This is a genomic window from Methanobrevibacter sp. TLL-48-HuF1 (genome assembly GCF_023617305.1).
In the GTDB taxonomy this organism is placed as follows: domain Archaea; phylum Methanobacteriota; class Methanobacteria; order Methanobacteriales; family Methanobacteriaceae; genus Methanocatella; species Methanocatella intestini.
On record NZ_CP081485.1, the window covers coordinates 1,735,618 to 1,748,236 of the forward strand.

A 12,619-nucleotide genomic window follows, 5' to 3' on the forward strand; every position below is an offset into this window, starting at 1 on the left:
AGAAATTATAATTTGATTTTTATATCAAGAGCACTTGATCCGTTTTCGTATACGAAAATTGGGTTAATATCCAATTCGGATATTTCAGGGAAGTCTAAGGTTAACCTAGCTACTCTTTTAATAGCTTCTTTTACAGCATCAATATCACATGGTGCTTCTCCTCTGTAACCTTTAAGCAATTCGCTAACTTTAGTGTCATTGATTTGCTCATCAATTTCCTGACTGCTGATACCGTTAGCTAATTTAAAGGATACATCTTCAATAAGGTTAACGTAAATTCCACCCATACCAAATGCAATCATTGGTCCGAATTGTTTGTCTTTAATCATACCGACAATTACTTCCTGACCGGTTTCCATCATTTTTTGCACTTCCACACCGTCAGGTACAATGTCAGGATGTGCTTTTTTAGCATTAGCTATGATTTCATCGAAAGTTGCTTTAGCTTCTTCTTCACTTTCAATTCCTACTTTTACTCCACCGATATCTGATTTGTGAAGTATTTTGTCAGAAGCTATTTTAAGTACAACCGGGAATTCCATATCTGCTGCTAATTGGCTTGCTTCATCTGCATTGGTAGCTAATTTAATTGGCGCAGCTTCAATTCCATAAGCTTCAGCTACTGCATATGCCTCACTACCAAGTAAGGTGTCTCTGCCGTCAGCTTTAACTTTAGCGAATATTTCTTCTACAGCTTTTTTATCGATGTTGTCTAAATCATCAATACAGGAATCAGCTTCTCTGCGTTCCAATTCAGCATAGGTTGTCATAGCTGCAAGTGCATCTACTGCATTTTCAGGGAAAACATAAGTAGGCACATTGTGGGATCTTAGTGCATGATTTGCTGCTTCAAAGGTTGGTCCACCCATATTTACAACTAAAATAGGTTTTCCGAATTTTTCTCTTTCTTCTAAGATTGCAGCTGCAATTCCGTCTGGGTCTGCAGATGCTGTAGGACAAACCATGATGATTAAACTGTCTACTTGATCATCTTTTAAAACAATATCTAATGTTTCTTTGTACCTTTGTACTGGAGCGTCTCCTAAAACATCAATAGGGTTGTTTACACTACCTTCTTCAGGAATACCTTTCCTTAATTTTTCTTTTGTTTCTTCATCAAATTGAACAAGTTCCAATCCCTGTCTTTCCATTTCATCTACAGTAAGCACTCCTCCACCACCGGCATTGGTAATGATAGCTACATTGTTTCCTTCTGGAAGTGGTGCTTTGGAAAATGCCAATCCAATATCAAACAATTCTGCCATGCTGCTTACACGAAGGATTCCGGATTGTTCAAAAGCAGTATCAAATGCCAAGTCACTACCTGCTAAAGCACCTGTGTGAGAAGATGCTGCTTCTGCACCAGCATTACTTGAACCGGATTTAAGTACAACGATTGGTTTTTTAGCAGTGGTTTTTCTCATTGCTTTAACAAAGTTATCATCATCAGATATTGATTCTAAATAACAGATAATAACTGCAGTTTCAGGATCTTCAGCTAAATACTCCATTAATTCGGTTTCAGTTACACCAGCTTTGTTTCCAAGACTGATTACTTTACTGAATCCGATTCCTGAAGTAAGACTCCAGTCAAGAAGTGCTACCATCATAGCCCCACTTTGGGAAATAAATGCAATATTTCCTTTTGGTGGCATCATTTGTGCAAATGAAGAGTTTAATGGAGTGTGGGAATCTGTAATTCCTAAACTGTTTGGTCCAATAATATTTATACCATATTCTTTACTAAGTGCAACTAATTCTTCTTCTAATTTTGCACCTTCTTCTCCAATTTCTTTGAAACCAGCACTAATAACTACCATGTTTTCTACGCCAGCTTCACCACAGTCTTTTATTGATTCATTTACAAAAGCTGCAGGAATGGACATAATTACTAAGTCCACCTTTTCAGGAACATCTTTAATATTTTCATATGCTTTTAACCCTTGGATTTCTCCTCCTTTTGGGTTAATTGGGTATACTTTTCCGTTATATCCTCCAGAGATGATATTATCTATGATAATATAACCTACTTTACCTGGGGTGTTTGAAGCTCCGATTACAGCAACTGAATCAGGTTTAAACATTTTATTGAGATCTTTCATAGGTTTTTTCTCCTAGTTCTTTAATTTTTACCATTATTTAAATTATAATTTTTATGACGTTATAATTTGTAATGATAAATAATTAAAAATTATTATACTACTATTTTATGTTCTATTGTTATATAAAGATTGTTGTTATGAACAGTTCTATATCTTTTTAATAATTTTAACAGTATCTTTTGATACTTTGGTTAGTGTTATAACGAATTTTTTTGCTTATTTTTAGAAGATAAATTTTTTTTAATGGAAATTTTTTTACAGTTGTATCAAAATTTGATGAAAATATATAACTTATAATAAATATAATATTATATTAACTTAAATTATTATAATTAATTTTTATTCACTGTTAATTTTAGGGGTTAGGAAATGAGTTTGATTATTGCTTATATTGGAAAAAAAGGATGTGTAATGGCTAGTGATAAAAGAAGAATTGGTTATTTTGGAAATAAAGAGCAGTTAAATGCATTGGAATCCGAGTTATATAGTGGCAAAATAAAAAATGATGATGAATTTAAAAAGAAAGCTGATGAATATGGCATTGCAATTAAGTTAACTGAAGATGCTACTAAAATAACTACTGTAGGAAATTGTGTAAGAGGGGAAGTCACTACTAAAAAAGCCTTTGAAACATACAGAAAAAGAATTTATGGAACTACAATGGGTTACCAAATAGTGGAACTGTCAGGCTCTGAAACTGTTTCCAGAGAAGCTGGTGAAAAAGCGATTATTGTATTCGGTAATAAATTTGCCAAACAGGAAGCAGAAAAGCTAATAAATAAAAAATGGAAACCTTCATTAAGTTTAAAATATATGGGTGACATCTTTGAGGAGATATTAACTGAAATTTCTAGAAAAACACCTACAATTGGAAATGAGTTTGATGTTTTAATCAAACAGCCTAAATTCAATAAATCAGAAGCTCAAAGACATCTTAATGTAAGTATTGACAAGGATATTAAGGTTTTATCTAAATTCAGACAAAAGCTGCAGGAAGATTTAATCCAAAAAAATAAAGAAATAGCGTTAGCTGATAAAATTATTGATAAGGGAGATATTGGTGAAGTTGTTTCAGTCGATGGAAAAATGCTTCATGTTAAATTAAATAGCAAAACACAGGCTTTTGATGGAAATTGGAAACAGATAGCTAAACCAAATGAAACTGTTTTTATGTTCAGCGACAATGGTGATGCAGAACTTGGAGATAAGGTAGTTATCCAGAATGAAAAATTATGTCTTAAAAAGGACAAATCCAATCTTAAGTGTGATATAATTTTATGTGGTTTATAAAGGGGATTTTTTAAATGAAAATAACATTTTTAGGTACTGGAGGTGGAAGGTTTTCAGCTATCAGTCAACGAAGAATGACTGGCGGTTTTAGAATTGATAATCTGAACGGGAAAAACTATCATGTTGATCCAGGTCCTGGGGCACTTGTTAGAACTTACCAATTCGGATTTGACCCAAGAAACTTAGATGGTGTTTTTGTTTCTCATGCACATACTGACCATTATAATGATGCGGAAATTCTCATTGAAGCCATGACCAGAGGAATGACCAAAGAATATGGTGTTGTTTTAGGAAATAAAAGTGTTCTTGACGGTTATGAGAGATGGGGTCCGGGAATTTCAAATTATCATCAAAGTCATTCTAAAAAATATGTTCTGGAGCCAAATCAGGTTGAAAACATTAATGGCTGTTCTGTTAAAGGTACAAAAACAGTTCATGGTGACCCTGAAGGTGTAGGATTTCAGATTGATTATAAAGGTTTTAAAATATCCTATACTTCAGATACGGGATATTTTGAGGATTTGCATAAATACCATGAAGGAGCAGATATTTTAATAGCTAGTGTACTTAGGCCGGGAAATAAATCTATTAGGGGTCATTTATGTTCACGTAATTTTATTGAGTTATTAAAAGAAGTAAAGCCAAAATTAGCTATTATGACTCACTTTGGTCTTAAAATGTTAAGTATAGATCCAATTGATGAAGCAAAAAGAATAACTAAAGAAAGCGGTGTAAAAACATTAGCTGCTTTTGATGGGATGTCTTTTGAAGTAAATACTCAAAATCCTGCAAGAATTAGAATTAAAACATTAAAAGATGTCAATTCTCAAATTCACAGTTCAAATATTGATTTAAATAGAAGAGAGAGGAAAAATACTTACCAGACTTCATTAAAAAATGGGGAAAATGATGAGCTTACAATTGGAAGAAACGGTTAGATTTCCAGATTTGAAGGATGAATATATCCGGATCTAATCATATGGTCTGCAAGAACAATAGCTACGCTGGATTGAGCTACAATAGTTGCTCTTGGACAGATACAGGGGTCATGTCTTCCCTGGATACTTATTTCCTCAGCTTCCATTTTTTCCAGATTAACTGTTTTTTGACATTTTGAAATTGAAGGGGTAGGTTTAACTGCGATTCTTGAAATAATAGACATACCATTACTTATTCCACCAATAATTCCTCCGGAACTGTTGGTTGAGGTATAAATTTCATTATCTTCAATATAGTATTCATCATTAATTTCTGATGCACTGCTTGTAGCTACATCAAAACCAAAACCGATTTCCACTCCTTTTACAGCATTTATATTCATTAGAATTCTGGCTAAATCACCATCAAGCCTTTCAAATACTGGTTCTCCAAGTCCTGCAGGAACTCCGACAGCTACTGTTTCAACGATTCCTCCAATTGAATCCCCTTCCTGTTTTTTAGCTAAAATTAATTCTTCCATAGCTTTAGCAGCTTCTAAATCACCACATCTTACGGAATTTTTCTCAACATTTTCTTTTACAGTATCAAAATCATTGCTGTGAGCCATTATGTCACCGATTTGAACAACCTGAGAAACAATTTCGATATTTTTTGTTTTTAAAAGCTTTTTAGCTATTGCTCCTGCAATTACATGACCTATAGTGATTCTTCCGCTTCCGCGACCACCTCCATTGTAGTCATAATTGCCATATTTGCTCATCCAACCGTAATCTCCATGAGATGGACGGGGAGTGTTTTTAAACATTGAGTAATCTTTTGAATGCTGATTATTGTTATAAACAATTCCTGTAATAGGTGTTCCGTCAGTTTTACCCTCAAAAATTCCTGATAAAATTTGAACTTCATCTTCTTCTTTACGTGGTGTTGTTACTCCGCTTGTTCCAGGTTTTCGTTTGTCCAGTTCTTTTTGAATATCTTCAGAGCTTAATTCAAGATTGGCAGGACATCCGTCAATAACTGCTCCAACAGCTTTGCCGTGACTTGATCCGAAGCTGGTTACTGAAAACATTTTTCCGATTGTATTTCCCATATTTGTTTCTCCAATAAAAATCTTATATTCATAGTAATATAATATAAATTTAATAAATGTTTTGTTGAGTAGTATGAGTGAAAATAATATTAATCTGATTTATGACAAATTACTTAAGACATATTCCTATCAGGGATGGTGGCCTATTATAGGTTATGACGGCTCAAATCCCACTAAAACAGGTGCTGTTAAAGGTTATCATCCAAAAGATTATAGTTTTCCAAGAAATTCGAAAGAGCAGTTTGAAATTATAATGGGGTCTGTTCTGACTCAGAACACTTCCTGGCCTTCAGTAGAAAAAGCATTAAATAATCTAAGTCTTTTAAGTGATTTTTCAGCTGAAAATATTCTTGAACTGGCTGATTCCTGTGAAGATGAATTTAAAAAAGCTATTCGCCCTGCAGGTTATTTTAATCAGAAATTTAATTATCTTAAAAATATTGCCAAATTTTATATTTCTTTAGATGGTGAAATTCCTTCCAGAAAAGAAGTTTTAGCAGTTAAGGGAGTAGGTAATGAAACAGCAGATTCTATTTTACTTTTTGCATATAAACAAAAGCAATTTAAAGTGGATGCCTATACTAAAAGGATATTTTCTTATTTGGGATATTTTGATGAAAAAGAAAAGTATATGAATATTAAAAAATTATTTGAAGATAGTTTTAATGGAGATGTTAATGCATATCAGGAGTATCATGCATTGATTGTTGAGCATGGAAAAAATTACTATCTAAAAAAGCCTTACGGGATTGAAGATACGCTTTTAAGTGAATTTAAAATATGATAAATATTAAGTGTAATATTTTACTAATAATTATGTAGGTGAAAAAATGGTATTTCCAGTTACAAGAATGAGAAGATATAGAAAAAACTCTAAAATCAGAGATATTGTTCGTGAAACTAAATTGGACAAAGAAGATTTGATTTATCCTATTTTTTTCAAAGAAGAACTTGAAGGTGATGAAAAAGAACCTATTGAATCAATGCCTGGAGAATACAGGTATTCTTTAAATGCAGGTATTGAATTTGCAAAACAATTGGAAGAAAAAGGTTTAAAATCAATTATTGTCTTTGGAGTTCCATTACCTGAAAGTAAAGATGAAGTGGCTAGTCCGGATTACTCATCTACAGGAATAGTTCAAAGAGCAATTCGCGAACTTAAAAAACAGACAGATCTTGTTGTTATCGGTGATGTATGTTTATGCCAATACACTTCTCACGGACACTGCGGATTAATTAAAGAAAATGACGATACTGACGACGGAGTGGAAATATTAAATGATGAATCATTGAAATACATTGCTAAAGTAGCTGTTTCTTATGCTAAAGCTGGTGTAGATATAGTGGCTCCTTCTGATATGATGGACGGCAGAGTGGATGCTATCAGAACTGCATTGGATGAAAATGGATTTTATAATGTTATGATTATGTCATATTCAGCAAAATATGCATCTGCATTTTATGAACCATTTAGAGCAGCAGCTGATTCATCACCAACTTGCGGAAACCGTAAAAGTTATCAGATGGACCCTGCAAATGCCTTAGAAGCAATTAGGGAATGTGAACTTGATGTTATTGAAGGTGCTGACTTTTTAATGGTTAAACCTGCTTTACCTTACCTGGATATTATTAAAACAATCAGAGAAGAATTTACACTACCTTTAGTTAGCTATAATGTAAGTGGGGAATACTCAATGATTATGGCAGCTATTGAAAAAGGATTTTTAACTGAAAATGCAATTTTGGAAAGTTTAATCTCTATTAAAAGAGCAGGATCAGACCTGATAATCACTAACTTTGCATCATATGTGCTTTTAAATGATTTGCTTTAAGTTGATATTATGGATTCAAAAACAATAGCTAAAATAGCTCAAATAGCTTCAGCATTAGAAGTAAGTGGATATCCAAAGCCTGGAAATGTTCATAGAACCCGTGATTTTGAAGATATGGAATTTGAAGACTTTATAATAAGTGGAATTGTAATTGGGGATACTATTGAAAAAGCAACTTCAAAAGTCAATAAAAACTGTCTTCAGAATGCAAGGTTAGGTAAATACATATTGGATGCTGTAAAAGAAACAGATAAATGGATAGCTAATAATACAAATCTTGGAATTGTAATGATGATTACTCCAATAGCCTGCGGGGCAGCTATCAGTGATGATTTTTCTCAGCTCAGAAAAAATACTTCTCAATTAATGGAAGCAACTACTGTGGAAGATGCAGTGGATTTGTATGATGCAATTAACATTGCAGATGCCGGCGGAATGGGTGATCAGGATGAGTATGATGTAGCTAGTGAAAATGCAAAAGAAGAATTAAGGGCAAATAAACAAACTATGTTTGATGTTTTAGAGATTTCTGCACCATGGGACAGATTAGCTAATGAAATGACTACGGGAATGCCTGTTGTTTTTGAAAAAGGTTATCCGACTTACCGTGATTTGAGAAAAACCATGAAAGCTAATGATGCATGTGTTTTAACCTTTTTAACTATTTTATCTGAAATTCCGGATACTTTAATTTCAAGAAAATATGGTGACAAAAAAGCCAGTGAGGTTTCATCTCAGGCTAAGGAATTGCTTTTATTTAAGGATGATGGCAGTTTTTCAGATAAATTAAATGAATTTGATAATTATTTATATGAAAACAAATTAAATCCCGGAACTACTGCTGATTTAACTGCAGCTTCTATTTTTGTCAGCTATCTGGAATCATATTTCTAAATACTTTTTTTTCTTTTTTTATTATCTTCAAAGCCCATACTTAAATTAAAATATTTCTTTTCCAATTCCTCTTTTTAAATAAAAGCTATTTTTAGCTAACATTTATAAATTCTATTTACATATATTATAATATTATTTATTATTTAAGGTGTTTAAATGAGTGGGGATATTAAAAAAACCATTAGTGAATTACATATTTATGAGAAAAAACTTTTAAAAGAATTGGAAACTAATCCTGATGCAACTCCTGAGGAAATAGCTAAAAATACGCAAATGGATATTAAATCTGTTATGAGTGCAGCAGGTTCCCTTGCTTCTAAGGATATTATTGAAGTGGATAAGGATGTTGAAGAAGTTATTTCTTTAACTGATAATGGAAATGAATATGCAGATGGGGGACTTCCAGAACGTAAAATCCTTAAAGTATTGTCTTCCAAAAAAGAAATGAACATGGGAGATTTAGCTAAAGATGCTAATATTGATAAAAAAGAAACTAACATAGCTATTGGCTGGTTAGTTCGTAAAAATTGGGCTAAAATCAATAAAGGCATTGTAACTATTACTGAACATGGTCAGGAATCCTTTAAAATCTTAGGAACTGATGAAAAGTTATTAAAACATTTGCAGGAAGCTAAAAATTCTATTAAAAGTAATTTACCTCCTGAATTATTAGACGGATTTAAAAAACTTAATGACAGGAAAAATATTTTAAATATTAAAAAGAACACCTCACACTCTTTTAAAATATTAGATAAAGGTGAAGCTATATTAAATGAAGGTTTCACTATTCAAAAACAAGCTACTCAATTAACACACCAACAATTAAAAGACGGGGAATGGAAAGATTTGGAATACCGTCCTTATGATATTAATGCTGAAGCTCCAAAAATTTTCCCAGGTAAAAAACATCCTTTAAGGGAAATTATTGATGAAATCAGAGAAATCTTTTTAAACATGGGATTCAGTGAGGAAAATGGTTCTATTGTAGCTTCTGCATTCTGGAACTTTGATTCTTTATTCCAGCCTCAAGATCATGCAGCCCGTGAAATGCAGGATACTTTTTATGTTAAAAATCCTTTGACATGTGATTTGCCAGATCAGAAATTAGTTGATGAAACTGCTGAAATTCATAATACCGGTGGGGACACAGGTTCTACAGGATGGCAATATGACTGGGATGAGGATGTTGCAAGACAAACAGTTTTAAGAACACATACAACTGGAATCTCAACAAGATATTTATATGAGCATGAAGCTCCGTTTAAAATGTTTTCTGTAGGTAGGGTATTTAGAAGAGAAACTATTACTTATAAACACTTGCCTGAGTTCCATCAGGTAGAAGGGCTTGTTGGCGGTGAAGGTGTTAACTATCAAAACTTAATGGGCTTTTTAAAAGAATTTTATAAAAAATTAGGTTTTGAAGTTAGATTCAGACCTGCTTACTTCCCATACACTTATTTGTCTACTGAATGTGAAGTTTACCTTGAAGATAAGGAAAGCTGGATTGAACTTGGAGGTTCTGGAATGTTCAGACCTGAAGTTCTTAAACCGTTAGGTGTAGATGTTCCTGTTCTTGCGTTTGGTTTAGGTATTGAAAGATTAGCTATGATTAGATATGATATTTCTGATATTCGTATGCTTTATAAAAGTGATATTAAATGGCTTCGTGAATTGCCTACAACAAATGGAGTTAGGTTATAAATGTCAGTTAAGCTCGTTTCTTGGAATGTAAATGGTATCAGAGCAGCCAGTAAAAAGCCAGAGTTTTGGGATTGGTTTAGTAATACTAATGCAGATATTATTAATTTTCAGGAAGTTAGAGCTACTGAAGATTCAATACCTGAAAAGTTAACCAATGTCAGTGGATTTAACTCTTATTTTAATGAAGCTGAAAAGAAAGGATATAGCGGTGTCGGCACATTTTCCAAAATCAAACCTGAAAATGTTATTAGAGGTTTGGGAGTTGAAGCACTGGATAAGGAAGGTCGTGTACTTAGACTTGAATATAGTGATTTTACTCTTTTCAATATTTATTTTCCAAATAGTGGAATGAATGCTAAAAGGTTAGACTATAAAATAGACTTCTGTAATGCTTTGCTTGATTTACTTGAAGATTTAAAAAATCAGGGTCAGAATTTAATCATTACTGGTGATGTCAATATAGCTCATAATCCGATTGATGTTTATAATCCGGATAATTGTGAAGGTAAATCAGGTTATCTTATTGAAGAACGTGAATGGTTAGATGATTTGCTGGCTAGCGGTTTTGTTGATACTTTCAGAATGTTTGATAATTCTGGAGATAATTTTACCTGGTGGAGTTATAGAACTCGTGCAAGAGACCGTAATGCCGGCTGGAGACTGGATTATTTCTTTGTAAATGAAGAATTTAAAAATAAAGTAAAATCAGCAACCATAAAAGATGATGTTTTTGGTTCTGATCATTGTCCGGTTACTTTGGAACTGGATTTATAATATTGTATTCACATCACCGATATTTTCAATAATGGTGATATCTAACTGTTCTTTTCTGATGTATGTTCTGTCTTCTTCTGTAACATCTGAATTAACAAGTATTGCACTCATTCCGGCATTCACGGCTCCAAGTGCATCTTCTTTAAATTTATTTCCAATCATTATTGATTTTTCAGGATCACCATTCATTTTTCTTAGAGCTACATCAAAGATTAATTTATCTGGTTTTTTTGCTCCTACTTCTTCAGAGGTGATTACAGCATCAAAAAAAGAGTACACATTAAGTCTTACTAATTTCTCCCATTGTTTGATTGTAATTCCATTGGAAATAACACCTAAACGATATCCTTGGCTTTTAAGATAAATTAGTGTGTCAATAGTTTCGGCAAATGGTCTTAAAAGAGCTATTTTAACATTATGGTAAGTTATCATACCTAATGCTACAAGCATAGGATCTTCATGACCTAAAACTACTTCTGTTAAAATATTAAAGTGCTTGCCGTAATTTGAACCTTTTTGTCTTATAATAGTTTTTAAAACACCATAAGCTTCATCTTTATCTAATGGAAGTCCATTGTCTACCATTAATTCAATAGCTGCTTTTCTTGCGGTTTGTGCAAATGTTGATGTGTCAAGTAAAGTATCATCTACATCAAAAAATACAACACGGTCATCATCAGGGTTATTGTGCATCATTATATTTACCTATTATTTTAGTCTTATTTAAAGTTTTATTAGAAAAATGCATCTAAACTTGTTTGTTTTTCTCCTTGTGCTAAATCTTCCAAATCTTGTTTTGTGTAGCCTAATGAGTACATTATTCTTCCAATAGCTGGAATCATCTGATTATTTATGTAGTAATCTCTGTCATATTCCAATCCTTCGCTATAGTCATAAGGAACTGCTCTTTGGCTAATTGAACCTTTTCCTTTTATGATTACATATTGGATAATTGTTCCTTTAGTTATTTTAATTCCGTGTTCTTCCATTTTTTTAGCTGCAATTACATGAGGGCCTATTTGTTTGTATTCATTTAAAGGTTTTGTGATTTGTGTGTGTATTATCAGTTCTTTTCCTTCAATTTTTCCACTTTTTAGTCTTTTTAAAACTTTTTTAACGGTATTGATTGCTTTTTTGGTGTTCCCTTCTTTCAGTATGTCTTTCAGTATGTCTTTTTGTGTTTGTTTAACAATTGGTGCCCAGTCTCTTCTGACTAATTCCAGACCTTTTGCTATGATTTCACCATCTTCAATAACTGCATATCTTTTTTTACTTACAAAGAATCCTCTTCTGTAGAATCCTTCATATTCCAATTCCATAACTTCCGGAAGTGTTGCATTAAGATTGGTTATGAATTTCTGAGCTTGATTTTTAATTTCAGCTTCCAATTCCAGCTGTTCTTTTGTTTCTTTTGGCAATTTTTTTACACCAATTTTATTTTAGTTATTTATTATTATTGCTTTGATAATTTAAATTGTTATTGTTTTGAAATATTTAATTGAGTTAATGTTGTTTGTTTTAGAAATATTGCTTTAAAAATTATTTATTTACTTAAAAAATACTTATAATTTCTTTTCAAATGCTCTTCTTGGTTAATTATTTATTTTATAAGATTATAACAATAAGTAAGGTGATATGTTATGAAAACTCAAAGATTAATTTCCAGCTATGATGAAATAAATGATATTTTCTGTGGGAAAATAGATGGTAAAAATGGCTATTTTGCAAATTATGCAATGAATAAAGGAATTTTTATAAATATTGATAAAAATGGATGTCCAGTATCTGTTTTTATAGATAATGCGTCCGATATTTTAAATGTTAAAAAAGAAATTTTAGAAGAATCTGATATTAAAATTGGTATTGGCTGTGATGGTCTTTCAATATACTTTGATATCTTTGTAAATGGGGTAAAAATTTATAATAATGAATTTGAAAATACTTATGGGATTCCAGATCTTAATTTTTTATTAGATAGTAATTATTAAAAGGAATAA

Annotated in this window: 12 protein-coding genes; 8 read left to right on the top strand and 4 right to left on the bottom strand. The window is 32.1% G+C overall.

Annotated features, from left to right (window positions below):
• Nucleotides 1-5: 5 nt before the first annotated feature.
• Nucleotides 6-2,102, bottom strand: coding sequence for an acetate--CoA ligase alpha subunit (gene acs / locus K4897_RS08210; RefSeq protein ID WP_094516182.1), 2,097 nt, complete (start codon nucleotides 2,100-2,102; stop codon nucleotides 6-8).
• A gap of 369 nt (nucleotides 2,103-2,471) precedes the next feature.
• Between acs and K4897_RS08215 the strand changes: the two genes are divergently transcribed.
• Nucleotides 2,472-3,392, top strand: coding sequence for a DUF2121 domain-containing protein (locus K4897_RS08215; protein ID WP_019266968.1), 921 nt, complete (start codon nucleotides 2,472-2,474; stop codon nucleotides 3,390-3,392).
• A 14-nt stretch (nucleotides 3,393-3,406) separates the two neighbouring features.
• Nucleotides 3,407-4,330 (top strand): MBL fold metallo-hydrolase, encoded by a 924-nt coding sequence (locus K4897_RS08220; RefSeq protein ID WP_250416004.1) that lies wholly within the window; start codon nucleotides 3,407-3,409, stop codon nucleotides 4,328-4,330.
• Here K4897_RS08220 and aroC read toward each other — a convergent pair.
• The gene (gene aroC, locus K4897_RS08225) at nucleotides 4,327-5,421 is read right to left on the bottom strand and encodes a chorismate synthase (protein ID WP_250416005.1); all 1,095 of its coding nucleotides are present in this window, start codon (nucleotides 5,419-5,421) and stop codon (nucleotides 4,327-4,329) included. The two genes, K4897_RS08220 and aroC, sit on opposite strands and share 4 nt — an antisense overlap.
• Nucleotides 5,422-5,494: 73 nt before the next feature.
• Here aroC and K4897_RS08230 point away from each other — a divergent pair, with 73 nt between their 5' ends.
• The 5 genes from K4897_RS08230 to K4897_RS08250 all read left to right on the top strand — a co-directional run bounded on the left by K4897_RS08230 (nucleotide 5,495) and on the right by K4897_RS08250 (nucleotide 10,622).
• Nucleotides 5,495-6,205, top strand: coding sequence for an endonuclease III domain-containing protein (locus K4897_RS08230; RefSeq protein ID WP_250416007.1), 711 nt, complete (start codon nucleotides 5,495-5,497; stop codon nucleotides 6,203-6,205).
• A gap of 46 nt (nucleotides 6,206-6,251) precedes the next feature.
• Entirely contained in the window at nucleotides 6,252-7,253 is a 1,002-nt protein-coding gene (gene hemB / locus K4897_RS08235) for a porphobilinogen synthase (RefSeq protein WP_019266972.1), read from the top strand.
• 9 nt (nucleotides 7,254-7,262) lie between these two features.
• Nucleotides 7,263-8,147 carry a triphosphoribosyl-dephospho-CoA synthase gene (locus K4897_RS08240; RefSeq protein WP_094516184.1) on the top strand — a complete coding sequence of 295 codons (885 nt, stop codon included), beginning with the start codon at nucleotides 7,263-7,265 and terminating at the stop codon, nucleotides 8,145-8,147.
• Nucleotides 8,148-8,303: 156 nt separating this feature from the next.
• A complete protein-coding gene (locus K4897_RS08245) occupies nucleotides 8,304-9,848 on the top strand; it encodes a phenylalanine--tRNA ligase subunit alpha (protein WP_019266974.1) in 1,545 nt (514 codons plus the stop codon).
• A complete protein-coding gene (locus tag K4897_RS08250; RefSeq protein ID WP_019265318.1) occupies nucleotides 9,849-10,622 on the top strand; it encodes an exodeoxyribonuclease III in 774 nt (257 codons plus the stop codon).
• Here the strand turns inward: K4897_RS08250 and K4897_RS08255 are convergent.
• Nucleotides 10,617-11,318 carry a TIGR02253 family HAD-type hydrolase gene (locus tag K4897_RS08255; protein ID WP_019265319.1) on the bottom strand — a complete coding sequence of 234 codons (702 nt, stop codon included), beginning with the start codon at nucleotides 11,316-11,318 and terminating at the stop codon, nucleotides 10,617-10,619. The two genes, K4897_RS08250 and K4897_RS08255, sit on opposite strands and share 6 nt — an antisense overlap.
• Nucleotides 11,319-11,356: 38 nt before the next feature.
• Nucleotides 11,357-12,040, bottom strand: coding sequence for a DNA polymerase domain-containing protein (locus tag K4897_RS08260; protein WP_019265320.1), 684 nt, complete (start codon nucleotides 12,038-12,040; stop codon nucleotides 11,357-11,359).
• A gap of 222 nt (nucleotides 12,041-12,262) precedes the next feature.
• Between K4897_RS08260 and K4897_RS08265 the strand changes: the two genes are divergently transcribed.
• The gene (locus tag K4897_RS08265) at nucleotides 12,263-12,610 is read left to right on the top strand and encodes a hypothetical protein (protein ID WP_094516185.1); all 348 of its coding nucleotides are present in this window, start codon (nucleotides 12,263-12,265) and stop codon (nucleotides 12,608-12,610) included.
• The last annotated feature ends 9 nt before the right edge of the window (nucleotides 12,611-12,619 follow it).